Origin of the sequence: Nonomuraea sp. B19D2 (genome assembly GCF_040137845.1) — a bacterium.
Taxonomy (GTDB): Bacteria; Actinomycetota; Actinomycetes; order Streptosporangiales; family Streptosporangiaceae; genus Nonomuraea.
The window spans coordinates 103,855-127,890 of the sequence record NZ_JBEFAK010000017.1; the positions used below are offsets into that span (position 1 = coordinate 103,855).

Here is a 24,036-nt window from a genome sequence, read left to right on the forward strand (position 1 = left end):
GTCAGACGCCCTTCACCGCGTACGTGACCAGTGTCGTGAGCACCTCCTTGACCGACGCGCGCTCCCGCACGTCGCACAGCACGATCGGGATCTTCTCGTTCAGCGCGAGCGCCCGCCGCACCTTGGCCGGGTCGTAGCGGCGGGCGCCGTCGAAGCAGTTCACGGCCACCACGAACGGGACGCCGCGCTGCTCGAAGTAGTCCACCGCGGGGAAGCAGTCATCCAGGCGGCGGGTGTCGGCCAGTACGACGGCGCCGAGCGCGCCCAGGGCCAGCTCGTCCCACATGAACCAGAAGCGGTCCTGCCCGGGGGTGCCGAACAGGTACAGCCACAGCCCATCGCGGATGGTGATGCGGCCGAAGTCCAGCGCGACAGTGGTCGTGATCTTGGACTCCACGCCCGAGGTGTCGTCCACCCCGACGCTCCGCTCGCTCAGCAACTCCTCGGTGTGCAGTGGCCGGATCTCGCTGATCGTGCCGACCATGGTCGTCTTGCCGACGCCGAAGCCGCCCGCGATGAGGATCTTGATGGCCAGGGCGGAGGCGACCGCCGTCGCCCCCGGCTCAGAGGCTGCGTAGTCCATGCAGAACTTCCCTGTAAATCCGTTCGTCGATCGTCTGCGCCACGGGGCGTGGACGCTCGATGCTGATGAGCCCCTCCCGCCGCAGGTCGCCCAGGATCACCCGGGTGATGTTGAGTGGCAGCTCGAGGTGCGCCGCGACATCCGCCACGGGCGTGGGCGTCCGGCACACCGACAGCACGGTGCGGTGCTCCGGAATCAGTTCCGCGGTCTCGAAGGAGCCGCTGACCGTCGTGACGATGGCCACCAGGTCGAACGACTCGCCCTGCGGCCTCGCCCGGCCCCCGGTCAGCCCGAACAGCCGGAGCAGCGGCCCGGGATCCTCTCCGGTCACGGTGTCGCGCCGTTCCAGGCGGGTGCCGGCGCCGCTCCCCTCGGCTGCGCGGAGAGGTGCTCGCCGACCCGCTTGACCAGGAGTGCCATCTCGTACGTGACCATGCCCAGTTCGGCGTCGCCCGAGGCGAGCACGGCCAGCCGGGCGCCCTGTCCGGCCGCGGTGACGAACAGGAAGCCCTCCTCCATCTCGATGATCGTCTGCCGTACGCCGCCCAGGCCGAAGTGCCGTCCGGCGCCCATGGCGAGACTGTGGCTGCCGGCGGAGATGGCGGACAGGTGCTCGGCGTCCTCCCGGGTCAGGCCCCGGGAGCCGCCCATGGCCAGCCCGTCGGCGGACAGCACGATGGCGTGCCTGATGCCGGGAACGCGCTGGGTGAGGTCGTCGAGCAGCCAGCTCAGTTCACTTTTGGGGTCAGGCATCGGGATGGTCGTCCTTTCGGTTCCACAGATCTCGTCCCTGCTCCGCCTGGCGGCGACCCTGCTGCCAGCCGCGTTGCATGGACGACATGAGCTGGGCGAGCTCCTCCGGCGAGCGCCCGGGGACGGTGCGCCGGTCCGCGCGCCCGGCGGCGGCACGGAGTTGAGGGGCCATGTTCGTCTGCGGCACCCGCATCGGCAGCCCGTCCAGGTCCTCGTCCGCCGCCTGGGCCGGGACCGTGACGCTCCACTCGGCGGACGGGCTGGAAGGCGTGGCGGAGCCGGGAACCGGCGTCGGAATCGGCCCGGTGACAGGCTCAGGGTGCGGCCTGGTGACAGGCTCGCGCTGCGGCTCGGTGACATGCTCGGGCTGCGGCCCGGAATCGGTCATCGGGTCCGTCCTCGTCATCGGATCCGTCCTCGGGGCGGGAGCCTCGAACCACGTCCCGCGCTCGGGCTCCACGGAGACGACCTGGGGCCGGGCCTCGGCGGGAGCCGTGCCGAGCGCGCGCATGGGCCTGCTCACGCGGGCGACGACGTGCTCCGCCTGGCGTTCCGCCGGGGCCGCGACCTGGGGCTGGACGTTGGCGAGCAGGGTGGCGGGCAGCAGCACGATCGCGGTGGTCCCGTCGTACGGCGAGCGGCGCAGCGAGACCTTGATCCCGTGCCGGGCCGCGAGCCTGGACACCACGAACAGGCCGAGCCGGTCGCTGTCGGCCAGGTCGAACTCCGGCGGGTCGGCCAGCTTGGCGTTGAGCTCGTCGAGGTTGGCCTGGTTCAGTCCCAGGCCCCGGTCCTCCACCTCGAGCGCGAAGCCGTTGGCCGCCGTCATGCTCCGGACGTGCACGGTCGTGTCGGGCGGGGAGAAGGCGGTGGCGTTCTCCACCAGCTCGGCGACCAGGTGGATCACGTCGGTGACCACGCCGCCGACCAGGAGCGGGGCGCCCGGCATCGGCACGACGGTGACGCGGGTGTAGTCCTCGACCTCCAGCACCGCCGCGCGTACGACGTCGAACAGCGGCACCGGGTCGCGCCAGCGCCGCGCGGGGACGGAGCCGGACAGGATGATCAGGTTCTCGGCGTGCCGCCGCATGCGGGTGGTCAGGTGGTCGAGCTTGAACAGGTCCTCCAGGACGTCCGGCTCGTCGACCCGGCGCTCCATGGTGTCGAGCAGCGCGAGCTGGCGGTGGAGCAGCGCCTGGTTGCGCCGGGCCAGGTTGAGGAAGACCTGGCCGACGCCCTTGCGCAGCGTCGCCTGGCCCACCGCGGCCTCGACCGCCGTGCGGCGGACGGCGGCACCACCCGATCGACCTCGGCCGTGTCGGCCGGGGCGAGGTCGGGCGCCTCGGTGGCCGGGTCCACGTCGTCACCGCGGCGCAGCCGCTCGACCAGCCAGGGCAGCCGCTGCTCGGCCAGCTCCACCGCCGACCCCTGCAGCCGCCGCAGCTCGGAGATCAGCGAGCGACCGAACCGGTACGACAGCACCACCGACGCCAGCACCGCCGCCAGGCCGAGGACCAGGACCAGTCCGATCCGCCAGTACGCCCCGGTCTTCAGCGCCTCGGCCTCCGCCGTGGTGCGGGCCAGCTCCGTCTGGGTGTCGCGGTCGATCGCGCCGATGAGGGAGTCGACGTCGCTCTTCCACTCGGCGGGGTCCACCGGCGGCGCGCCACCGCTGGTGTCCCACGTGAACAGCTCGTCCTCCGTCTCCACCAGCCGCCGGTACGCGCCGCTGTCGACCAGCTTGTCGAAGTTCACCCGCAGCTCGGGACCGACATCGCGCTCGGCGTTGGTGAAGACGATCCTGCGGCTGGTGAACGCGGCGACGAACGCGGCCCGGTCGGTCGGCGTCATCCTCCGCTGCACCATCGTGCTGGTGAGCACGGCGTGCTCGCGGCCCAGGTATTCGGCCGTGGCGCTGTAGGCGGCCATGCCGCGCACCGATCGGAAGGACGAGACGTCGCTCAGCGCGTCGCGGTCGTTGAACTGCTTGTTGGCGACGCTGATCAGGTTGTTGTACGCGTCGATGATCGCCAGCGGCGGAGCGAGCGCGCCGCCGTCGGCGGACTCGCGCAGTGCCTGTAGCCCGTCGAGCGATTGCAACAGCGCGTGCACCTGGGCCGGGGTCGCGCCCGCCGACTGCGCGTCAACCGATCCGATGATCTGGCTCAGGCGTTCGACCTTGGCGTCGGTGGTCCGCCGCTGTGCGGTCAGCGGCGCATACGCCGCCGTGCCGCGTGGCGCCTCCGCCGAGAGCTGGCGTTCCCGCCGTAACTCGACGATCAGCTGCAGCACCGGCGAGCCGATGGCCTCCCAGCGGTCCTGCGCCTGGGAGACCGTGACGATCTCCGACGCGCTCGAGTAGGCGATGAACCCCCACAAGGCGACCATGGAGACCAGCGGAAGCAGGAGGATCCTGAGCAGCTTGGTACGGATCGGTGGGGGCGAGCTCATCCTTCTTGTCCAATTCCGCGCATGGCGATGCGCCGCTGGGCAGTCGTGAACCGGCACCGCCCCCGAGAGCCTCCACCACGACTGGCATTGTGGTCCGTCCACTATGCCGATGGGGCAGATGTACTTCAAGGTGCGGATGCGAAGAATCAACACGAATGGCGGGTTGACTCTTTGTCAGCACACGGTTCGTGACCGTAACGGTTGGCATCTCACGCAGAGTGATCATAATCGGACTCGGAATGACGGCCGCCGTCACCCGCAGGTGGCTCTCAAGGCTTGCGGCCGACACCTCCGTACAGCCACCTCGTGGCCGCGGGGGCCGGGTCCTCCGGGTCGGGGTGCCACGTGTCGATGGTGACCAGACCGGGATCTACCAGATCAAACCCATCGAAGAAGCGGGCGACCTCCGCGTGCTCGCGGAAGTAGATGGGCGTCGGCGTGGCCGCGTACACGGTCTCGATCTGGGCGACCGCGTCCGCCGAGTGACCGTCGCGGGTGACGTGAGTGGCCGTGAAGTGGCTCCCGGACGACAGGGCGTCACGCAGCTCGCTCATGACCGAACCCTGCTCGTCCATGGTGAGGAAGTGCACCATGGCGATCATCAGGACGCCGACCGGCTCGCTGAAATCGATGAGCTTGGCGGTTTCCGGATGGTCCAGAACCCCGGCCGGGCGCCGCATGTCGGCGGCGGCCACCGCGGTGTGCTGGTCGGTCGCCAGGAGCGCGCGACCGTGCTGCAGCACGACCGGGTCGTTGTCGACGTAGACCACGCGGGCGTCCGGGACGATCTGCTTCGCGATCTCGTGCGTGTTGCCCACGGTGGGCAGGCCGGAGCCGATGTCGATGAACTGCCGGATCCCCTGCCGGGCCATGTACCGCACCGCGCGACGAAGGAAGGCCCGGTTCTCCTGAGCCAGCTGACGGACTTCGGGCATCGCCTTCTCCACCCGCCGCACGGCCTCCCGGTCGATCTCGAAGTTGTCCTTTCCTCCGAGGTAGTAGTCGTACATACGGGCGACACTCGGCCTGGTGACGTCGATCCCCGCCGACACGCCACCGCCCTGCTCCGTCATTCCCCGGCCTCCATTCGTGATCATCCGCTACCCACGTTAACGCAACGAACGATCCATGCGGCTCGCGCCGATCCCCGCGACCGTCACCAGCGCGATCCCGGCCACCTGGACCACAGCCGGCGCCTGCCCGAGCAGCACAAGGCCGACCAGCACCGCCATCGCGGGCTCCAAGCACATCAGCACGCCGAACACCGCACTGGGCAGCCGGCGCAGGGCGAGCAGTTCCAGGGTGTAGGGCAGGACCGGCAGCAGCAGCGCCAGCGCTGCCGACTGCCACAGCACCTGCGCCGACAGCCCGGGCAGCGCCTGCGGCACGCCGACCACCGCCGTGGCCGCCGCGGCGGCGGGCATCGAGATGGCCAGCCCCTGCACGCCCGGCAGGCGCTCGCCCACCCGCTGCGTGAGCAGGATGTACGCGGCCCAGCAGGAGGCCGCGCCGAGCGCCAGCGCCACCCCGGCCAGGTCCGCGTCGCCCTGCCACGGCCGGGTCAGCGCCAGCACACCGGCCAGCGCCAGCGCGGGCCATGCCAGGCCCCACCGCCCTGAGCGGCGCAGCGCGGCCACCGCCAGCGGCCCGAGGAACTCCAGCGCGGTGGCCATGGCCAGCGGGATGCGCGCGATGGCCTCCACGTACAGGACCGTCATCGCCCCGGTGACCACGCCGAGCACCACCGACCAGCCCAGGTCCGCGCGGGGAATGGCCCAGACCCGCGGCCTGGCGACGGCCACGAACAGCACGGCGGCGAAGCTGAGCCTGAGCCAGGAGCTTCCGGCCGGTCCCACGCTCGAGAACAACCCGGTGGAGGCCGCCGCGGCGATCTGTACGCAGGCCATCGAACCGACCGTCATCGCCACCGGCCCCACCTGATGGCGGGACGCGGCCGGCGAGGTCTTGATAAGGGAGGCATTTGTCACGCGATATATGTCAGCCGATCGCCACCATCCGCGTCCACCACGTAATCGCGGACTGTTTGTCCGCGATCAGTGGATAATTGGCCAGGTGGACACTCGATTGCTACGCGTGCTGGTCGAGCTCGAACGGCGGGGCACGCTCCGCGCCGTGGCCACGGCCACCGGCTACGGCACCTCGGCCGTCTCCCAGCAGCTCGCGGCGCTGGAGCGGGAGATGGGCACAGCCCTGGTCGAGCCCGCGGGCCGCGGGGTACGGCTCACCCCGGCCGGGCGCAGGCTGGCCGAGCACGGCAGGGGAATCCTCGCGGCGGTGGCGGAGGCACGCTCCGCGTTGGATCCGCAGGCCGAGCCGAGCGGGGTGGTGCGCATCGCGGCCTACGCCGGGGCCATCTCCCGTGACCTGCTGCCGGTCGCGCGCCTCCTGGCGCGCTCGCATCCGGCGCTGCGGCCGCAGCTGCACGAGCACGAGCCCGACGAGGTGCTGGGCCTGCTCGACGACGGCCTGATCGACCTGGGCTTCGTCTACGACTACAACCTGGTGCCCTGGACCTGCGACAGCCCCTCGCTGCTGCTCTGCGAGACGCCTCTGGTGCTGGCCGTGCCGGCACACGGCCACGTGCCGGCCGAGGTGGATTCCCCGGCGGCGCTGGCCGCCTACGCCGGTTCGTCATGGGTGCTCAATTCGCGCGGCAAGGCCGACGACGAGCTCGTGGCGAGAGTCTGCGCGCTGGCCGGCTTCACACCCCTCGTGGCCCATCGGGCCGACAGCCTGGAGCTGGTGCTGGACATCGTCGAGGCCGACCTGGGCATCGCGCTGGTGCCGGATTTCCTGCCCGCGCGCAAAGACGTCGCTTTCGTCCCGCTGTCCGGTATCGACGCGCGGCGTCGCATGTACGCGGTCACCCGGCCGGGCGGATGGGACTGGCCCGGCGTACGGCTCTTCGTCGACCACATCACCAACCAGGTGAGCACGCCGCCGTGATCCCCAGCGGTCAGCGCTCCCCCGCGCCGAACAGGTCCAGGTCCGCGGTGCGCTGTATCGTTCAGATGGTGCGAACATCCGAGTGAGGTGAGGGGGCCGCGGTGGCCAGGCTGACCCGGGCGCAGCAGCAGGAACGCACCCGAGCGGCCGTGCTGGCCGCGGCGAGGGCGGAGTTCGCCGAGCGCGGATACGCCGACGCCAAGGTCGACCGGATCGCGGAGCGGGCCGAGCTGACCCGTGGCGCGGTGTACTCGAACTTCCCGAGCAAGCGCGCGCTCTACCTCGCGGTCCTCATCGACTCGATCGAACACCCTGGCGCGGCGGCGGCGGCGCCGTCGTCGTCCTCCCTGGCGGCGGCATTGAGCGCGTTCGCTCGCGTCTGGCTCGAACGGCTGCCGTTGACCGGCGACACGCCCGCCGGCGGGAAGCTGCAGTTGCGCTCGCTGGCCGGGGTGTTCGACGACGAGCCAGGCCGCACCGCGCTGGCCCAGATCACCAGGCTGGAGGCGCTGCTGCTCGCCCTCGCGCTGGAGTCCCGCGTACCACGCCACCCGCGGCGGGTGCGGCTGGCCGAGCTGGTCCTCACGCTGTTGAACGGAGCCGGCCACCTGGCCGACGCGGCGCCCGGTTTCGGGGATCCCTTCGACGTGACACAGGCCTGCCGGCACCTGACCGGCCTCGACCTCGCCGACACGTGGGACCCGCCGCACCTGCCCTACGTCGCCCCCGCGCAAGCTGTCCGGGACGCCTGGCAGCCGCCGGCGGAGCTGCCGGACCAGATCAGCGGCCACCAGGCCGGGTTCGACGCCGACGGCGTGATCGCGGTCCTCGGCGCCGGCCGGCTGGAGGCGGCCGAGGAAGCCGTCCGCGCCGCCCACCCGGGCGACCGCGTCACCGTGGCCGTGGTCACCGGTGATCCCGCCGAGCTCGGACGTCTCGTCCGGCTCAGGATCGGCGACCTCACCGGTTGCCTGCGACGCGTGTTCGCGCCGGACGCCTTGCCCTCCCTGCGCCTCGTCCTCGACGACCACGCCACCATCGCCTCGGCCATCGGAATCCCGGACATCGACGACGCCACCGAGGCCGCGGTACGCGTCCAGGCAGGCAAGATCGTCGCCCGGGCCACCGGGCGGGGCGCCGCCCACGCGGCCGCGACCGCCGGCCCACTTTCCTGATCAGCAATGCCGTGGAGCACGCCCAAGCGACGAAGGCGGGCGTGGGCTCTTCATGGTCCATCTGCTGTCCAAGCGCTGGGGTGTCGATCTCACCCACGCAGGCAAGGCCGTGTGGTTCGAGGCGGGCTGACGACCGCGCGGTGCTCCGAGCCGGTCGAGCTCGGTCGCGAGTTCGGCGCCGCCACCTGCGTCCAGCAGGGTCCGGATCTGTGCCAGGAGGCGCCCGACCACCTGGTGTTCGCCGCGCAGCCGGGTCAGCACCGCGGCCAGTTCGGGATGCAGGCCGTCCAGATGCGGGAAGAGCACGCCGTCCTCGCCGGCATGGTGGGTGTGCAGGGCTTCGCAGAAGGTCAGGCAGTGCTCCCGGATGCTCGGGCTCCAGCTGGACGTACGCCGCAGTTCCGCGAGATCGCGGCGGAACCCGTCGTGCGGCTTCACCAGCTCGTCACCCCAGGCGATCAGCCGCCGGCCCGTCGTGTCGTCGTCGTGGGTCATGCCGGCTCCTCCTTCGCCAGGCCGGGAACCCGGGCCAGAGCACCATGCGCGTAGCCGAAAATCGCTGAGACCAGGGCCGCGAGCGCCGCGGCGCCGAAGCTCCATCCCGCACCTGAGCCGGACATCATGGCCGCGGTCACCGCTCCCGCCAGGCTGCTTCCGACCAGCCTGACCAGGGCGTTCACGCCGCCGGCCGCCGCCGTCCTGGCGGGTTCGACGTGTTCGACGGCCATCGTGCCGAGCGCCGCGTAGCCGAGGCCGATGCCCACGCCCAGGACGAGCGCGGCCCCGTACAGGTCGAACGAGCGGTGGTGCGCCAGGCTCAGCCACAGGGCGGCCACGGCCACCAGCGAAGATCCGCTGCCGACCAGTGACGAGGCCGGGAAGCGGCGCATCAGACGGCCCGCGAACAGCGAGACCGTCAGCATCAGCAGCGCCGTCGGCAGCAGGTACAGGCCGACCTGGAGCACAGAGGCGCCCAGCGCCGTCTGCGCCACGGACGACAGCGTGGTGATGACGCCGAACAGCGCGAACCCGAGCAGCAGCGACGCCACCGTCGCGCCCACCGTCCCGCGGTGCGTCAGCATGGAGATCTCGATCAGCGGCGACGCGGTACGCCGGGCCGTCGCGACCCAGATGACGAACACCGCGACGCCCGCCGCGAGCAGTCCCAAGGTGGGCGGGGAGGTCCAGCCCCAGGCCGCGCCCTTGGTGATGGCCAGAAGCAGGCAGACCAGCCAGGCGGCCACCAGCGCGGCGCCCGCGAGATCGGGACGCCCGTCGGGCGCGGGCCGGGAAGGTTCGGGGACGAAGAGGGCGACCAGCACGAAAGCGACCGCGCCGAGCCCGGCCAGGATCCAGAACAGCGCCTGGTACGTGCCGCCGACCAGGCCCGCGAGGATCATGCCCGCGCCGCTGCCGACCCCCATCATGGCGCTCAGCACGCCGATGGCCGTCGGGAGCCGGTCGCGTGCCACCTGCTGCCTGGCCATGCCCATGGACAGCGGCAGCAGGGGCGCGGCCACGCCCTGCAGCACCCGGCCGGCGATGACCAGGACAAGCGTGGTGGCCACGGCGCTCAGCAGCGCCCCGGCGATCAGCATGCCGAGGGTGGCCATGACCACGCGCCGCCTGCCGTACAGGTCACCGAGGCGCGACAGCAGCGGGATGGAGACCGCGCCGGACAGCAGCGCGGAGGTCACGGTCCAGGAGACGGAGGTGAGCGGCACCTGGAGCTGGCGTTGCAGCACGGGAAGCAGGGGCACCACCGCGGTCATCTGCAGGGTTCCCACGGCCACGGCGAACGCGAGTACGCCGACGGCCGCCCAAGGGGACTTTTTATACATGTATAGAAAGTAGCATGGCAGGATGTCGGCGCGCACGGGGCGGCCCCCCAAGATCTCCAGAGCGGACATCGTGTCCGCGGCCCACCGCATCATCGACGAGGAGGGCGTATCTGGCCTGACCATGCGCAGGCTGGCCCGCGAGGTCGGCACCACGCCGATGGCTCTTTACCACCACGTCCAGGACAAGGACGAGCTGCTCCAGCTGCTCCTCGACGACTACGCGAGCGGCATGCCCAGGCCGGAGCTGCCCGACGGCGAGGGCGAGCGCATCGTGGCCGCCGCCATCGCCATGCGGCAGGCGTTGATCGGCGTGCCGTGGACCGTCGAGGTGCTCAGAGCCGACGACCTGGTGTCCGTCCACGCGCTGTGGTACCCGGAGACGATCATCGATGCGGCCGTACGCGCCGGGCTCACCCCGGAGACAGCCGTGGACCTGTACCGGATCATCTGGCACTACACCGCGGGTGAGATCAGCGCGCGGGCGGCCGCCGGGCGCCGGCGCGAGGGCGGCAAGCCGACGCATCGCAGCCGGCTGTTCGCGAACCTCGACGCGGCCGAGCTACCACGCCTGGCCGCGCTGGGCGAACGCTGGGAGGAGCTGACCGCCCGCGACACCTACGAAAAGGGGGTGCGGGCGATCGTGCACGGCCTGCTGCCGATGCCGGCTAGCTCGTGACTATGTCGCCCGCGAGCGCGGCCGCCGGCGTTCCCCACGACTCGAGCCTCGTACGGATCTCCTCGGGCACGGGACGGGACAGCGCGTCCCGGTAGGCCTCGTCCAGCAGCGCGTCGATCTCGACGCGCCGGCCCGACTCGGCGGAGCGGACCGCTGCCGCGACCATGGCGAGGCTGCGGATGTTGCGGGCGATCGTTCCGGACGGCTCCACGCCCGTGCGCAGCGCCGCGACGAATTCCACGAGCGCTCCGGCGATCTGCTCGTCGTCTCCCGGCGGCACGCTGGCCGCGCCGCTGACACTGGAGGCGACGCGGTCCTCACCGTCCCAGGTGGCCGTGCCCGCGGAGCCCGAGGCCCGCCACTCGCCGTTCCAGGACGTCTCCAGACCGTCCGCGCACCAGCTGCCGGTGAACACGTAGCGGGCGCCGTCGTCGAAGAGGAAGTTCGCCGTCGCCGCCGCGTCGCCCCGGTACCAGCTCCAGGCCGGGTTCCAGCTCTCGCAGACGACCGAGACCGGCTCCGCGCCGAGCAGGTAGCGGGCCGCGTCGAAGGCGTGGATGGCCATGTCGACCAGCAGCGGCTGCTCCATCTCGTCGCGGAAGCCGCCGAACCGCGGGCCGCGGAAGAAGCCGGTGGTGAGCAGCCCGGCCGTGCCGAGCTCGGCGATCCGGCGACGGAACTCCGCGAGGGCGGCGAAGTACCGGCGCGACTGGCTGATCATCAGCAGCTGACCGGACGCCTCGGCGGCCGCGGCCTGGACGAGCGCCTCCGCGAGGGTCGGCGCCGCCGGTTTCTCGCACAGGACCGGCAGCCCGGCGAACAACGCCTCGGTGTTGACCGCGCCGTGCGCCGCCGGAACGGTGACGTTCACGACGGCGTCCGGCGCGGTGGACGCGATGAGCTCGCTGAGCGAGGCGCCCACCTCGGCCTCGCCGCCGACGGCTCGTACGGCCGCCCGCGCCAGGTCCGTGTCGAGGTCGACCACCCCGACCAGCTCGACGTCGTCGGAGGCGGTCAGGGTTCCCATCCAGGCGCGGCCCATCGCGCCCGCCCCGACCTGCACGACACGGAGCGGGCGTGCCGGGTCGGCGGCCCGGGCGAAAGGGCTCACTCGGCGTGCTCCTTGTTGTGCATCGCACCGCGGTAGCCGTGCCCGTTGAAGAAGTCGCCCGTGTCGTAGCGGAGCAGGGTCGGCAGCTCGCGCCGTGACCGGTCGCCGGCCGCCCACTCGACGCCGTTGGCGATGACGTGCAGGACGTCCGGATGGTGGTACACCGGATAGTCCTGGTCGCCCGGGCTGAAGTAGAAGATCTTGCCGTTGCCGCGCCGGAAGGTGCATCCGCTGCGGAAGACCTCGCCGCCGGTGAAGGAGCTGATGAAGACGAGCTCGTCGGGCACCGGGATGTCGAACTGCTCGCCGTACATCTCCTGGGCGGGGATCTCGATGGGGTGCGGGATGCCGCGGGCGATGGGATGGGTCGGGTTCACCGTCCAGACCAGCTCGCGGTCGTTCTCGCTGCGCCAGCGCAGCGTGCACGTGGTGCCCATGAGCTTGGTGAAGATCTTCGACCAGTGGCCGGAGTGCAGCACGATCAGCCCCATTCCCGACAGGACATGCCGGTGCACCCGCTCGACCACCTCGTCGGCCACCTCCGCGTGAGCGGCGTGACCCCACCAGGTGAGCACGTCGGTGTTCGCGAGCACCTCTTCGGTCAGGCCGTGCTCGGGATCGTCGAGCGTGGCCGTGGCGACGGTCGCCTTCTCGCCCAGCCAGCCCTCGATGCCCCGGCGGATGGCGTTGTGCATGCCGTCGGGGTAGATCTCGGCCACACGGGGTTCGACCTGCTCGTGGCGGTTCTCGCCCCATACTGTGACGTTTATTTTCACGCACATTCCTTTCTCACTTGCTCGCGCCACTGACGGCGCCGGCCCAGGATTCGACTGGCGGATGAGTCACGGAGAGAGCCAGGAGATGCGGGATGCATCGCTCCCACGACATGGACAACAGTCGGTAAAGCGCTTAACCACGCTCGCATGTGAAGTATGTTGCGCCTGTCGTCGGGTGATGTCAATAACTGGTTAAGCGATTTACCGAAGAAGCCGCGATAGGGTTACCCTGCTCTTCGCGCGTCCTCACGAGCCGGGAGGCAGCATCTATGGTCACGATGCGCGACGTCGCGGAGCGAGCCAATGTCTCCATCGCCACGGTCTCCTTCGTCATCAACGGCACCAAGCGGGTCGCGCCGGAGACCCGGGCCCGCATCGAGGCGGCCATCGAGGAGCTGGACTACCGCCGAAACGTCGTCGCCCGCGCCCTGGCCAGCTCGCGCACGCGCATCCTCGCGCTGCTGCACCCCTGCCGCGAGGCCTGGCCGAACGCCACAGCCAACCAGATCGTCATGAGCGCCGCCCAGGGCGCTCGCGCGCGCGGCTACGACCTCGTGCTGTGGCCCGTGAACGACGACGAGCAGATGTCGCACCTGCTCGCCGGCGGCCTCGTCGACGGCGCGCTGCTCATGGAGGTCCAGCTCCGCGACCCCCGCGTCGACCGGCTCATCGCCTCACGGCTCCCCTTCGCGCTGATCGGACGGACCGAGAACGAGGACCTGCCGTTCGTCGACATGGACTTCGCCACCACGATCGACCAGGCGGTCGAGCATCTCCGGTCGTTCGGCCACCGGCGCATGGCGCTCGTCACCCTGCGCATGAAGGCCCCGTCCGGGAACGAGCCCGGCTGGATCATGCGGGTGAAATCCGCGTACCTCGACGCGATAGGGGCCCTCGGCGAGCCGGCCGCCGTCATCGCCGTGGAGGGCACGTCGGCCGGCGGGCGGGAGGCGGCCCGCCGGCTCAGCGAGGACTTCCCGGAGGTGACGGCCGTCATCCTGGTGAACGAGCGCGCCTCGGCGGGGCTGGTCAAGGGATCACGAGCGCTCGGCCGCGCCGTACCGGACGACCTGTCGGTCATCTCCGCGGCGACCAGCGCCGAGTTCGGCGAGATGATCGAGCCGTCCCTCACCGTCATGGCGGCACCGGCCGCCCAGCTGGGACACCTCGGCGTGAACGCCCTGATCGACCAGCTCGAAGGGGTCCAGGACGCCCCTCCGCACACCCTCATCCCCTGCACCCTGGTGCCGGGCCAATCAGTCGGCCCCGCCCCGGCTCGCCAGTAGCCGTTGCACAATCACTGCGATCAGCAGCGGGACCACCGCCCACCCGGCGAGCACGGTGAACGCCGCCCAGGTCGGCATGATGTCGGGCAACTGCTCGATCAGCTGGAGCGCCGGCCACGTCGGCAGGAAGCTGTTGACCTCCTCGCCCCAGGGCAGCATGTTGGCGACGAACGGCAGCAGGAGAACGATCGCCACCAGCGCCGCGGTCGCCACGGCCCCGTTGCGCAGGATCGCGCCGAGCGCCAGTCCGAGCAGGGTGGTCGCCGCGATCATGAGCGTGCCGCCGCCGATCACCTTCCAGACTTCGGCGGGCAGCAGCGAGGGGTGGAACTCCGCGGCCACGAGCCGCCCGAAGAGATAGCCGGGAATCGCGATGAGCAGCGAGGCGGCGGTCGCGGCCCCGCCCAGCACCGCCGCCTTGGCCACCAGCACCCGCCCTCTGGATGGCATGGCCACCAGGGTCGTGTCGATCATGCCGGACGCGTACTCGCCGCTGATCGTCATCGTGCCCAGCATGCCGAACGGCAGCTGGCCCAGGATCACTCCCACGTAGACGGCCACAATGATGCCCATGGCTGCCTGGTCGGGCGTGCGGCCCGGGTCCCAGCGCGAGATGACGGTGGTGGCGCCGAGCATGGTGAGCGCGAGCGACAGCAGGACACCGATGCCCAGCGCCCACCAGGTCGAACGCAGCGTGCGCAACTTGATCCACTCGGCGGCGATCGTGTTCACGGCGCACACTTCCCGACGACCTCCATGAACACGTCCTCCAGCGACGCGCCGGGCCGTACGAACTCCGTGATCTTGGCGTCGGCGAGCAGCCTGCCCCGGCCGACGACGATCAGGTGGTCGGCCGTGACCGCCATCTCGCTCATCAGATGGCTGGACACGAGGATGGTCCGGCCCTCGGCGGCGAGCGACTTGAGCAGGTCGCGCATCCAGCGGATGCCTTCGGGATCGAGCCCGTTGATCGGCTCGTCGAGCAGGAGCACCTCTGGATCGCCGAGCAGCGCCGCGGCCAGCCCTAGCCGCTGCTTCATGCCCAGCGAGAAGCCGCCGACGCGCTTGTGCCCGGCGTCGCCGAGCCCGACGAGTTCGAGCAGCCCACCGATGCGCTGCCGGGAGATCCCGTTGGAGCGCGCCAGCCACCACAGGTGCTGCTCCGCGCGGCGTCCGCCCTGCACCGCGGTCGCGTCCAGCAGCGCGCCGACCTGGGTGAGCGGCCTTTCGAGGTGCTGATAGGACATGCCGTTCACCGTGGCGCGTCCGGCGGTGGGCCGGTCGAGGCCGAGGATCAACCGCATGGTCGTGGTCTTGCCGGCGCCGTTCGGGCCGAGAAAGCCGGTGATCCGGCCGGGCGACACCGTGAAGGTGAGGTCGTCCACGGCCGGCGTCTGTCTGAAATGTTTGGTGAGTCCGCTGACTTCGATCATGTCCTCAACGATCCGCCGGAGCCGTCCGGCGGCGCATCGGTCTTGAGACCGATGCGCGCGGCCGGGCGGCGCGGTTAGGTTCGTGCCGTGCGCGAACAGATCCGTCTTCCCCTGCTGAGCCGGGTGCCGGCCTGGACCTGGGTGACGATCGACGCCGGAGTCGCCCTCTTCTTCGCGGCCGCCTTCATCGGACTGGCCTCATCGAGGAACACGTCGGCGCCCGACCTGATCGACTATGCGGCGGCCCTCGCCACCAGCCTGCCCATAGCGGTCAGGCGGTTGTGGCCGCGCACGGCTTTCGTGGTCGTCCTGCTCGGCGGGCTCGGCATGCGCGAGTTCCTCATCCCGCACGCCGACCCGCTCTGCCTGCCCCTAGCGCTGTACACGCTGGCGACGCGCGGCAGAGCCGTCGGCCCGCTGATCGTGGCGGCCGCCGCCACCGTGCAGGGCGTGGTGGCGCTGCCGTTGACGGGCAACGTACGCGATCAGCTCGGGCTGGTGCTGGCGATCCTGGTCGCCTCCTGGGCCGCCGGCACGGCCGTACGACAGCGCAGCCTCTACACCGAACAGCTCGCCGCGCAGGCGGAAGAGCGGGCACGGGCGGAGGCCGTGGCGGAGCGGTTGCGGATCGCGAGGGAGTTGCACGACGTCATCGGGCACAGTCTCAGCACGATCGCCGTGCAGGCCGGGGTGGCGTGCCACGTCGGCGGGGCGGAGGAGATGAGCCGCACGCTGGCCTCGATCGAGGAGACCAGCAGGTCGGCGCTGCGCGAGACCAGGCGGCTGCTCGGCGTGCTGCGCGAGGACGGCGAGGCGGAGTTCGCCCCCGCCCCCGGCCTGGCCGATCTCGCTGAGCTCGTCGAACGGACCAGGACGGCGGGCCTGGAGGTGGAGCTCAGGATCGACGGCGAAGTGGAGGGGGAGATGGAGCTGACCGTCTACCGGATCGTGCAGGAGGCGCTGACCAACGTGCTCAAACATGCCGGAGCCCGCCACGTCCTGGTCCGGATCGAACGGCAGGAGGACGCGCTGATCGTCGAGGTCACCGATGACGGCACCCGTGGCCGGGCGCGGCCGTACGGACACGGTCTGACGGGGCTGCGCGAGCGCGTGCGCATCTTCGGCGGCGAGTTCCAGGCAGGCGCGCGCCCCCTGCGCGGCTTTCGCGTCATGGCGAGGCTGCCGCTGTGATCAAGGTTCTGGTGGCCGACGACCAGGCGCTCATCAGGGCCAGCTTCCGCCGGTTGATCGACAGCGCGCCGGGGTTCCACGCGATCGGCGAGGCCGCGACGGGCGCGCAGGCGGTGACGGCCGCGGCTCGCGACCGTCCCGACCTGGTGCTCATGGACGTACGCATGCCTGAGATGGATGGCATCGAGGCCACGCGCCGGATCTGCGCCGAGCGGCCGCAGACGCGCGTGCTCATCGTGACCACGTTCGACCTGGACGAGTACGTCTACGGAGCGCTCCAGGCGGGTGCCGCCGGCTTCCTGCTCAAGGACACTCCGCCCGCCGACCTGATCAGAAGCGTCGAAGTCATCGCGTCAGGCGAGTCCCTGCTGGCGCCGACCGTCACCCGGCGGCTGATCCGGCGGTTCGTGAGTCCGGCGCCACCGCCGCGCGGCCTGGACATCACCGAACGGGAGCGCGAGGTCCTCGTTCTGGTGGCCCACGGCCTGTCCAACGCGGAGATCGCCCGGAGCCTGTACGTCAGTCTCAGCACAGTGAAGACACATGTCAGCAGCCTGCTGGCCAAGCTGGGCGCCCGTACCCGCGTCCATCTGGTCATCGCCGCTTACGAGGCCCATCTCGTCTGACGCCTGGCCAAGCGACATGTCCGGATCTGGCCGGACGCGCGAGGGCGCCGCAGAAGATCCTTGGAGCTCATCGCCGGACGCTTCTCGTAGCTGATCGCGGAGATCGGCCACGAACTCCTGGTCAGCCTCCAGGGACCCGTGCACCGTGCCTCGAAAGGAGATCTCGGCATGACGCCGACCACGATCACGCAGGCGGCCCGCTTCAGGGCCCTGCACCGGGGCACGGTGCTCGTGCTCCCCAACGCCTGGGACGCCGCCTCCGCCGCCTTGATCGAAGCCGCGGGCGCGCAGGCGATCGCGACGACCAGCGCCGGCGTCTCCTGGGCGAACGGAGCACCCGACGCCCACGGGCTCAGCAGGCAGCAGATGGTCGCGGCCGTCGCCCGCATCGTGTCGGCCGTGACCGTGCCGGTCACCGCCGACATCGAGGGCGGGTACGGCCCCGGCCCCGACGATGTCGCGGCCACCGTTCGCGCGGTGATCGAGGCCGGCGCGGTGGGCGTCAACCTCGAGGACTCCCCCGGCCCCGACGGCGCGCCCTTGCTGTCGCCCGAGGATCAGGCCCGGCGCATCGCGGCTGCGCGGGCGGCGGCGGAGTCCGCCGGGGTGGACCTGTTCGTCAACGCCCGTACCGACGTCTACCTGTTCGGGGTCGGCGCGCCCGGGGACCGGCTCGCCGACGTCGAAACGCGGGCGCGGGTCTATGCCGACGCCGGCGCCGACGGGCTGTTCGTGCCGGGCCTGCTGGACCTGGACGCCATCACCCGCCTGGCCGGCGGGCCGCTGCCGTTGAACGTGATGGCCGGGCCCGGCGCGCCCCCGGTGGGCGAGCTGGCGGCGGCGGGCGTCGCCCGAGTCAGCGTCGGCTCCGCGATCGCCCAGTCCGCCTACGGGTACGCCGCGCGAGCGGCCTCCGAGCTGCTCGGCGGCGGCACGTACACGGCCCTCGCGAACGGCCTCGACTACGGCGCACTCAACACCGTCTTCCCGTAAACCTCCGTCGGAGGACTGTGTGGACGCCGGCGTGTGCCGACGCCCGGCGATCTAGGACGGCGGGCCTTCCGCCTGCGGCTCAGCGGGCAGTTGTGCCCTGCCAACGTGCGGGACGTGCAGGTCGAAGGCCGGGCGTTCGGAGCGGATGCGGGGCAACGAGGTGAAGTTGTGCCGCGGCGGCGGACAGGAGGTGGCCCACTCCAGAGAGTTTCCGAAGCCCCATGGGTCGTCCACGGTCACCTTGGGCGCACGGCGGGACGTCCACCAGACGTTGTAGAGGAACACCAGTGTCGAGCCACCGAGCAGGAACCCGCCGACCGAGGAGATCTCGTTGAGCGTCGTGAATCCGTCGTTCACGCTGTAGTCGGCGTACCGGCGCGGGAAGCCCAGCACGCCGAGCCAGTGCTGGATGAGGAACGTCGTGTGGAACCCGACGAACAGCAGCCAGAAGTGCAGCTTGCCCAGCCTGTCGTCGAGCATCTTGCCGGTGAACTTGGGCCACCAGAAGTAGAAGCCGGCGAACATCGCGAAGACCACGGTGCCGAAGACCACGTAGTGGAAGTGGGCGACCACGAAGTAGGTGTCGCTGATGTGGAAGTCCAGGGGCGGTGAGGCGAGGATGACGCCGGTGAGCCCGCCGATCAGGAACGTCACCAGGAAGCCGACCGAGAAGAGCATCGGCGACTCGAAGGAGAGATGGCCGCGCCACATGGTGCCCGTCCAGTTGAAGAACTTCACCCCGGTAGGGACGGCGATGAGGAACGTCATGAACGAGAAGAACGGCAGCAGCACCTGGCCGGTGACGAACATGTGGTGGGCCCACACGGTCATCGACAGCCCGGCGATGGCGATGGTGGCGCCGACCATGCCGATGTAGCCGAAGAGCGGCTTGCGGCTGAACACCGGGATCACCTCGGTGACGATGCCGAAGAACGGCAGCGCGATGATGTACACCTCGGGGTGGCCGAAGAACCAGAACAGGTGCTGCCACAACATCGCGCCGCCGCTGGCCGCGTCGAAGACGTGGGTGCCGAGCTTGCGGTCCGACTCCAGCACGAGCAGCGCCCCTGCCAGCACCGGGAACGCCATCAGCACCATCATGCTGGTCAGCAGGGTGTTCCAGGTGAAGATCGGCATACGGAACATGGTCATGCCGGGCGCCCGCATGCAGATGATGGTGGTGACGAAGTTGACGGAGGTGAGGATGGTGCCAAGACCGCTGAGCGCCAGCCCCATCAACCACAGGTCGCCCCCGACGCTGGGGCTGAAGTCCACGGTGGACAGCGGGGTGTAGGCGAACCAGCCGAAGGAGGCCGCTCCGCCAGGGGTGCAGAAGCCGCCCACCACCATGAGCCCGCCGAACAGGAACAACCAGTAGCCCACCATGTTGAGCCGGGGGAAGGCGACGTCGGGGGCGCCGATCTGCAGGGGCATGATGAAGTTGGCGAACCCGGCGAAGAGCGGGGTCGCGAACAAGAGCAGCATGACCGTGCCGTGGATGGTGAAGAGCTGGTTGAACTGCTCTGCCGTGACGAACTGCAGCCCCGGCGCGACCAGCTCGGCGCGGATCACCATCGCCATGACCCCGGCCAGGAGGAAGAACGTGAAACTGGTCGAGAGATAGAGGTACCCGATCACCTTGTGGTCGGTGGTGGACAGCCACGAAGCGATCAACCGGCCGGTCCTGGCCCGGCGGCTGACCTGGGCGGAGGTCATGGGCTCCGGCTGCGGCTCCTCGATCCTGGTCACGACGCGTTCCCTCCCGACGGCTGCCGGGGGGAGCACAAAATCGGACTTCCCGCTACACCGTATGGCTAACCGATCCGAAGCCCAAGAAGTCGGTCAGGTGTCGCCGTGGCCGGCGGGTTGCGAGCATGCACTTTTGGAGCACATGTTCTGTTATCATGGCGAACATGCCTCGTCCTCGAATCCATGATCTTGATCGGTTGCTGGACGTCGCCGAGCAACTGGTGGCTGACGGCGGTCCCGAGCGGTTCACGGTGCGAGGGCTGGCGGCGGCCTCCGGGGTGTCGAACGGCGCGATCTACCACGCGTTCGGATCGCTGCCGGTGCTGCTCGGGCGGCTGTGGCTCAGGGCGGCGGGAGATTTCCTGGATCTGCAGGTCGAGCTCGTCGACGCGGTGCATGGGGGCGACCGCGAGTCGGCGGTCGAGGCAGTGGTGGCGGCGGCGAGCGCGCCCGCGGTGTTCGCCGACCGCCGCCCCGCCGCGGCCCGGATGCTCGTGACGGTGCGCCGGGACCAGCTGCTCGGCCCCGAGGTGCCGCAGGAGCTGGCCGAGCAGATGTTCGCCCTGGACAAGCGGCTGGTGGCACTGCTGACCCGCCTGTCGCGGGCGCTGTGGGGCCGAGCGGACGGGGCGAGCGTCGAGGTGGTGACGCTGTGCGTGGTCGACCTGCCGACCGCCGTGTTCCGCCGGGCGTTGACTGAGCCCACCACAGACGGCCGGCCCGTGATCGGAGCCGACAGCCGAGAACGCCTGAAGGCCGCCGTCCGCGCGGTCCTCACCCTCCCGCCGCCTGAAGCGCTCAAGCCGCGCCCACTTATGGGAGACATGAAACCTGGTAGTGACTGATGAGCCAGTCGCCGCCGATCTGGCGCAGCATCACGCCGAGGTAGACACTCAAGGTCGGCCGACCAGCGAAGGCGAAGTCGACGCTCATGTAGCCGAGAACGAGGTCGTCGGCCGGCCGCCGGGTCTCCAGGATGGTGTACGAGGCGGTCAGGCCGATCGGCTGCGCGTCGTAGTACTCGGCCACGCCGGCGGGACCGACGCTGTAAGGGTGCAGGCCTTGGAAGATCGCGTCTTCGGTGAAGTACGACGCGACACGTCCAAGGTCGTGTGCGTTGACTGCGGTCCTCCATCAGTCCAGGACGGTGTGCAGGATCTGGGCCTCGGTGTCGGCCATGGTGTTCTCTCCTGTCGACGATCAGTCCTCGGCCACGACGCGGCGGGCGGCGTGGACACGGTGGGGCGCGTCGGCGGCGATCACGAAGATCGCGGCCACCGCGCCGAGCGCCGCCGCCCTCTGCCCGACGACCCGCAAGGGCAGCGCGCTTTCGCGGGAGAAGTTCTTCAACTTTTTCGATCTGAATGTCGATGACCACCGTGAAGGGCATACTGCCGCAGCCCTGTATCACGTGTATCTGGAGTCCCGCACACGGACGCGAGTGCGTCAGGTCTTCGCTAGCACCCCTCCATCGTGAGGTGAGCCTCCAGGAGAGCAAAAGCCATGCGAGGATGACCCCTTTCCCAAGGGGCGTCCCCGGCTAAGCCCACCCTTAGGTCGGATCCGAGGGTGCCGGCAGCTGCCGGAAATACCAACACGCCCGTCCGCCTCGCAAGAGACGGGTTGACCGATCGCTGGTCTAGCCACAAAGACTGGGACCTCCAACATTTCCTGCCCCGAGTCCGGCAACATAGCCGGCATGCCACTCGGACGCGTACCGCCCTGTCGGTTGCGGGTAGTCGCAGCTTCTGCCCCTTGCCACCCCAGCTGCGTATCCCTCCGCGTATGTGGCGCACTGCACTTCTCGACAATCCGGAACCGGCTGGTTCTGGGAAGCTACAAGATGTATATCGCTAGTAGCGGTTACTGAGTGCCGCGTAGTGCCGGGAGTGGTCGATGTAGCCCGCGACGTTGCGGGAAGTCCGATCGCAAGATTGACGAGGAGTGCCGAGCCGAGTAGCACTAGAGACGATTTCCTATGCATTTCGGAGCTCCAGCCTCTATGCACAGTTCGTGGCTGATCAGATTTCGGACTGAAGGACACTTGGTCAATCGCTTACTTCTTGTTGACGCGGGCCATCGCAGAGCCTGCCATGGGTTAACTCAACCGTATCGAGTCGGATGCCGGGCAAGGTGTGGGGCGCATGCGCTGGTTTGGCCGAAGTCGCTAGTTGTTACTGCATCTCGTTGCAGAAACTCAACCGCCACTGCCCGAACTCGTAGCAGAAGCGGCACCACAGCTCATACTTCTGCTCCCAACGACAGGTGGCAGCGGGGTTCGGCGGTGGCTGCGCAGAGCGCGTCTGGGGCGCGCAGAGTGCCTCCACGGCGTTGGCCCGTCGCTCTCCCAGCAGATCAAGGCCCTGGAACGGGATCTGGGCGTACGCCTGTTCGACCGGGACCGCCGCTCTGTCACGCTGACCGCCTCCGGGCAGGCCCTGCTGGACCAGCCCCGGGCGCTGCTCGACCAGGCCGACGAGCTGCGCCGTTCTGCGGCTGGCATGGCGGTCAGCGAACCGGTCCGACTCGGCTACGTCAACTGGCGGCCCGCGTGTCCGGCGTCGCGCAGCTGCACGTCGACGCGTGGGTCATGCCCTCGCACACACAGGCCACCCGGGTCGCCGACGGCACCATCGACCTGGCCATCTGCTGGGTGCAGACCGGTGACTTGGCCGCCCACGACCTCGAGGCCCGGCTGATCGGCGCGGACCGGCTCTTCGCGATCTCCACCGGCGCCGACGCGTCCCCGGTCCAGGCGAGGGACACGTCGGTGCTGTTGGACGCCGACACCGCCACCTGGGACTCCTGGAACCGCTACGCCGAGGAGTTCGCCCGCGACACCGGTGCCCGCACCGTGCACATCGCCGACGGCGGCGTCACCGGCCCGACCTTCTTCGACCACGTACGCCGACTCCGCCGTCCCGTCGTCAACTCGCCGAAGGGCCAGACCGCGCCGGTCCCGCCCGACCTCGTCAAGCGCCCGGTCGCCAACCCGGCACCGTACTGGACCTGGGCCCTTGTCTCCCAGCGCGGCGAGACCCGCGAGGCCGTACAGGCCACCGTCGAGGCACTGACCTGTGACGTCGGCACGCTCGGCCTGGACGCCGGCACGGCCTGGCTGCCGGCCGGCGACCCGTTCCGCGGCACCGGCCCCGATCGCTGATGGAGGGTCAGCGAGAGGCCGCCGCGACGGCAACGGCCCAGGCGATGTAGCCGAGGTTGACCAGGATCCGGGCGATCGCACCCGCGGGGCGCCGCAGCGGGCTGGGATCGTCCCGCCTGGCGTGAACGAGCGCGTCCACGTGCGAGATCAGGTATCCGCTGATCAGTACGGCGGCCCCGGCGGCCCCGATCGTCCGCGTGGCCGGCGCCGCCGTGAGCAGCCCCGCGAGCACGTCGAACCCTCCCGTCACCGCCACCACCGGCCCCGGCAAGGGCACCCATCCCGGCACCAGCGTGCGGTAGTAGGCCGGGAACACCCAGTGCGTCACCCCCGAAACGAGCAGCAGACCAGCGAGAGCGAGCGTTGCGATAACGTCCATGAAGTGATGGTCGGATCGGACAGCCCCCACAGTCTTGAACGTTTCGGGCGAGGGCTCGTCCTCGCTCCGGGCCTGACCGCGTTCGCCGAGGACCGTGCCGCGGCCGTCACCCATCACGCGCATCCCGCATGGAAGGTGGTGCTGTCCCAGCACGGCCACGTCGAAGTCCGCCGCGAAGGGCACGCGCCGCTGCGAGCCGCTGGACTGATCGTCCCGCCGCAGCTGGCCCACGTCTGTCTCACCTCGGGGCCGTACGTGGCGGTCTTCCTGGATCCTTGGCACAGCGATCCTTGGCACAGCGGCTCTTGGCACGGCGGCTCTTGGCACAGCGCCGCCGGTCCGCTGCCACTCCAGGAGGCGAGCGTACGTCGCCTCCTGGACGCGGCCCGCCTGCACCATGACGCCGACCTGCCGAGCCTGCGCGCGGAGCTGACGCCTCTCCTCAGCGGCCCTCCCGTCCTGGACCCGCGTGTGGAGTACGCGCTGAACCACCTCACCGAGCCCGTGCGCCTGGCGGACCTGGCCGCCGAGGTGGGCCTTTCGACGTCCCGCCTACGCGCCCTGGCCAGATCCGCGGTGGGTGTTCCCCTGGCCCGGCTCAGGCAGTGGGCCAAGCTCAGGATCGCCGTCGCCCAACTGGCCGAGCATCCGCCCTCGACGGCGGCCCACGTCGCGGGCCTCGCCGATCAGCCCCACTGTTCCGCGCCACTCTGCATGAGGACGTAGCAGGGTTGTCGGTCGTTGATGGTGTTGATCTTTGACCTATGGGTGGGTTGGGCGTGTCCGGTTTCGTGCGCGACGCCACCGTGAGCATGAGATCTCGATGCGGGACTCGCTGAGCGGCTGTGAAACTCACATGGAAGGGTTGGCGGCGACCGGGCAG

General features: G+C 70.3%; 26 protein-coding genes and 2 pseudogenes. 11 read left to right on the forward strand and 17 right to left on the reverse strand.

What is annotated here, in order from left to right:
- Position 1: 1 nt before the first annotated feature.
- From ABN273_RS29340 to ABN273_RS29370, 7 genes are all read right to left on the reverse strand, one after another.
- Positions 2-583 carry a GTP-binding protein gene (locus tag ABN273_RS29340; protein ID WP_349452273.1) on the reverse strand — a complete coding sequence of 194 codons (582 nt, stop codon included), beginning with the start codon at positions 581-583 and terminating at the stop codon, positions 2-4.
- A complete protein-coding gene (locus tag ABN273_RS29345) occupies positions 564-914 on the reverse strand; it encodes a DUF742 domain-containing protein (RefSeq protein WP_349452274.1) in 351 nt (116 codons plus the stop codon). The genes ABN273_RS29340 and ABN273_RS29345 overlap by 20 nt, the downstream gene beginning before the upstream one ends.
- A complete protein-coding gene (locus ABN273_RS29350; RefSeq protein ID WP_349452275.1) occupies positions 911-1,336 on the reverse strand; it encodes a roadblock/LC7 domain-containing protein in 426 nt (141 codons plus the stop codon). Before ABN273_RS29350 ends, ABN273_RS29345 begins: the two co-directional genes overlap by 4 nt.
- Complete coding sequence (locus ABN273_RS29355; protein WP_349452362.1) at positions 1,329-2,495, reverse strand: sensor histidine kinase; 1,167 nt, start codon at positions 2,493-2,495, stop codon at positions 1,329-1,331. Before ABN273_RS29355 ends, ABN273_RS29350 begins: the two co-directional genes overlap by 8 nt.
- Positions 2,435-3,787: a nitrate- and nitrite sensing domain-containing protein gene (locus ABN273_RS29360; protein ID WP_349452276.1), complete on the reverse strand. Its 1,353-nt coding sequence runs from the start codon at positions 3,785-3,787 to the stop codon at positions 2,435-2,437. The genes ABN273_RS29355 and ABN273_RS29360 overlap by 61 nt, the downstream gene beginning before the upstream one ends.
- Positions 3,788-4,056: 269 nt before the next feature.
- The gene (locus tag ABN273_RS29365) at positions 4,057-4,860 is read right to left on the reverse strand and encodes an SAM-dependent methyltransferase (protein WP_349452277.1); all 804 of its coding nucleotides are present in this window, start codon (positions 4,858-4,860) and stop codon (positions 4,057-4,059) included.
- Between the two features lie 36 nt (positions 4,861-4,896).
- Positions 4,897-5,709 (reverse strand): EamA family transporter, encoded by an 813-nt coding sequence (locus ABN273_RS29370; protein WP_349452363.1) that lies wholly within the window; start codon positions 5,707-5,709, stop codon positions 4,897-4,899.
- Positions 5,710-5,860: 151 nt separating this feature from the next.
- On the opposite strand from ABN273_RS29370, the gene ABN273_RS29375 reads away from it, so the two are divergent.
- Positions 5,861-6,754 carry a LysR family transcriptional regulator gene (locus ABN273_RS29375; protein ID WP_349452278.1) on the forward strand — a complete coding sequence of 298 codons (894 nt, stop codon included), beginning with the start codon at positions 5,861-5,863 and terminating at the stop codon, positions 6,752-6,754.
- 101 nt (positions 6,755-6,855) lie between these two features.
- Entirely contained in the window at positions 6,856-7,929 is a 1,074-nt protein-coding gene (locus tag ABN273_RS29380) for a TetR/AcrR family transcriptional regulator (RefSeq protein ID WP_349452279.1), read from the forward strand.
- Here ABN273_RS29380 and ABN273_RS29385 read toward each other — a convergent pair whose 3' ends face one another.
- The gene (locus tag ABN273_RS29385) at positions 7,930-8,424 is read right to left on the reverse strand and encodes a hemerythrin domain-containing protein (protein ID WP_349452280.1); all 495 of its coding nucleotides are present in this window, start codon (positions 8,422-8,424) and stop codon (positions 7,930-7,932) included. It lies immediately after the preceding gene.
- The gene (locus tag ABN273_RS29390) at positions 8,421-9,770 is read right to left on the reverse strand and encodes an MFS transporter (protein ID WP_349452281.1); all 1,350 of its coding nucleotides are present in this window, start codon (positions 9,768-9,770) and stop codon (positions 8,421-8,423) included. Before ABN273_RS29390 ends, ABN273_RS29385 begins: the two co-directional genes overlap by 4 nt.
- Before the next feature lie 22 nt (positions 9,771-9,792).
- Here ABN273_RS29390 and ABN273_RS29395 point away from each other — a divergent pair, with 22 nt between their 5' ends.
- On the forward strand, positions 9,793-10,446 hold the full coding sequence (locus tag ABN273_RS29395; RefSeq protein ID WP_349452282.1) for a TetR/AcrR family transcriptional regulator: 654 nt from the start codon (positions 9,793-9,795) through the stop codon (positions 10,444-10,446).
- Here the strand turns inward: ABN273_RS29395 and ABN273_RS29400 are convergent.
- Positions 10,436-11,557: a Gfo/Idh/MocA family protein gene (locus tag ABN273_RS29400; protein WP_349452284.1), complete on the reverse strand. Its 1,122-nt coding sequence runs from the start codon at positions 11,555-11,557 to the stop codon at positions 10,436-10,438. The two genes, ABN273_RS29395 and ABN273_RS29400, sit on opposite strands and share 11 nt — an antisense overlap.
- Positions 11,554-12,333, reverse strand: a complete 780-nt coding sequence (locus tag ABN273_RS29405; protein ID WP_349452285.1) for a ThuA domain-containing protein — start codon at positions 12,331-12,333, stop codon at positions 11,554-11,556. Before ABN273_RS29405 ends, ABN273_RS29400 begins: the two co-directional genes overlap by 4 nt.
- A 269-nt stretch (positions 12,334-12,602) precedes the next feature.
- Here ABN273_RS29405 and ABN273_RS29410 point away from each other — a divergent pair, with 269 nt between their 5' ends.
- Entirely contained in the window at positions 12,603-13,619 is a 1,017-nt protein-coding gene (locus ABN273_RS29410) for a LacI family DNA-binding transcriptional regulator (protein ID WP_349452286.1), read from the forward strand.
- Here ABN273_RS29410 and ABN273_RS29415 read toward each other — a convergent pair.
- Positions 13,590-14,351, reverse strand: a complete 762-nt coding sequence (locus ABN273_RS29415) for an ABC transporter permease (RefSeq protein ID WP_349452287.1) — start codon at positions 14,349-14,351, stop codon at positions 13,590-13,592. The genes ABN273_RS29410 and ABN273_RS29415 overlap by 30 nt on opposite strands.
- Before the next feature lie 62 nt (positions 14,352-14,413).
- Positions 14,414-15,052: pseudogene (locus tag ABN273_RS29420) on the reverse strand (ABC transporter ATP-binding protein); the annotation flags it as partial.
- An 87-nt stretch (positions 15,053-15,139) separates the two neighbouring features.
- Here ABN273_RS29420 and ABN273_RS29425 point away from each other — a divergent pair.
- The 3 genes from ABN273_RS29425 to ABN273_RS29435 all read left to right on the forward strand — a co-directional run bounded on the left by ABN273_RS29425 (position 15,140) and on the right by ABN273_RS29435 (position 17,862).
- On the forward strand, positions 15,140-16,243 hold the full coding sequence (locus ABN273_RS29425; RefSeq protein WP_349452288.1) for a sensor histidine kinase: 1,104 nt from the start codon (positions 15,140-15,142) through the stop codon (positions 16,241-16,243).
- Entirely contained in the window at positions 16,240-16,869 is a 630-nt protein-coding gene (locus ABN273_RS29430) for a response regulator (RefSeq protein ID WP_349452289.1), read from the forward strand. The genes ABN273_RS29425 and ABN273_RS29430 overlap by 4 nt, the downstream gene beginning before the upstream one ends.
- 168 nt (positions 16,870-17,037) lie before the next feature.
- Entirely contained in the window at positions 17,038-17,862 is an 825-nt protein-coding gene (locus ABN273_RS29435) for an isocitrate lyase/PEP mutase family protein (protein WP_349452290.1), read from the forward strand.
- Positions 17,863-17,913: 51 nt separating this feature from the next.
- Here ABN273_RS29435 and ctaD read toward each other — a convergent pair whose 3' ends face one another.
- Positions 17,914-19,578 (reverse strand): aa3-type cytochrome oxidase subunit I, encoded by a 1,665-nt coding sequence (gene ctaD, locus ABN273_RS29440; protein ID WP_349452364.1) that lies wholly within the window; start codon positions 19,576-19,578, stop codon positions 17,914-17,916.
- Between the two features lie 197 nt (positions 19,579-19,775).
- Here ctaD and ABN273_RS29445 point away from each other — a divergent pair, with 197 nt between their 5' ends.
- Entirely contained in the window at positions 19,776-20,456 is a 681-nt protein-coding gene (locus ABN273_RS29445; protein ID WP_349452291.1) for a TetR/AcrR family transcriptional regulator, read from the forward strand.
- On the opposite strand, the gene ABN273_RS29450 is transcribed toward ABN273_RS29445, so the two are convergent.
- Both ABN273_RS29450 and ABN273_RS29455 read right to left on the reverse strand, forming a co-directional pair.
- Positions 20,425-20,640 carry a hypothetical protein gene (locus ABN273_RS29450; protein ID WP_349452292.1) on the reverse strand — a complete coding sequence of 72 codons (216 nt, stop codon included), beginning with the start codon at positions 20,638-20,640 and terminating at the stop codon, positions 20,425-20,427. The two genes, ABN273_RS29445 and ABN273_RS29450, sit on opposite strands and share 32 nt — an antisense overlap.
- 171 nt (positions 20,641-20,811) lie before the next feature.
- Entirely contained in the window at positions 20,812-20,961 is a 150-nt protein-coding gene (locus ABN273_RS29455) for a hypothetical protein (protein WP_349452293.1), read from the reverse strand.
- 821 nt (positions 20,962-21,782) lie between these two features.
- Between ABN273_RS29455 and ABN273_RS29460 the strand changes: the two are divergent.
- A pseudogene (locus ABN273_RS29460) lies at positions 21,783-22,034 on the forward strand (LysR family transcriptional regulator); the annotation flags it as partial.
- Between the two features lie 128 nt (positions 22,035-22,162).
- Entirely contained in the window at positions 22,163-22,774 is a 612-nt protein-coding gene (locus ABN273_RS29465) for a hypothetical protein (protein WP_349452366.1), read from the forward strand.
- A gap of 7 nt (positions 22,775-22,781) precedes the next feature.
- Here the strand turns inward: ABN273_RS29465 and ABN273_RS29470 are convergent, their stop codons facing one another.
- Positions 22,782-23,153 (reverse strand): DoxX-related protein, encoded by a 372-nt coding sequence (locus tag ABN273_RS29470; protein ID WP_349452294.1) that lies wholly within the window; start codon positions 23,151-23,153, stop codon positions 22,782-22,784.
- Between the two features lie 3 nt (positions 23,154-23,156).
- On the opposite strand from ABN273_RS29470, the gene ABN273_RS29475 reads away from it, so the two are divergent.
- The gene (locus ABN273_RS29475; protein WP_349452295.1) at positions 23,157-23,879 is read left to right on the forward strand and encodes a helix-turn-helix domain-containing protein; all 723 of its coding nucleotides are present in this window, start codon (positions 23,157-23,159) and stop codon (positions 23,877-23,879) included.
- The last annotated feature ends 157 nt before the right edge of the window (positions 23,880-24,036 follow it).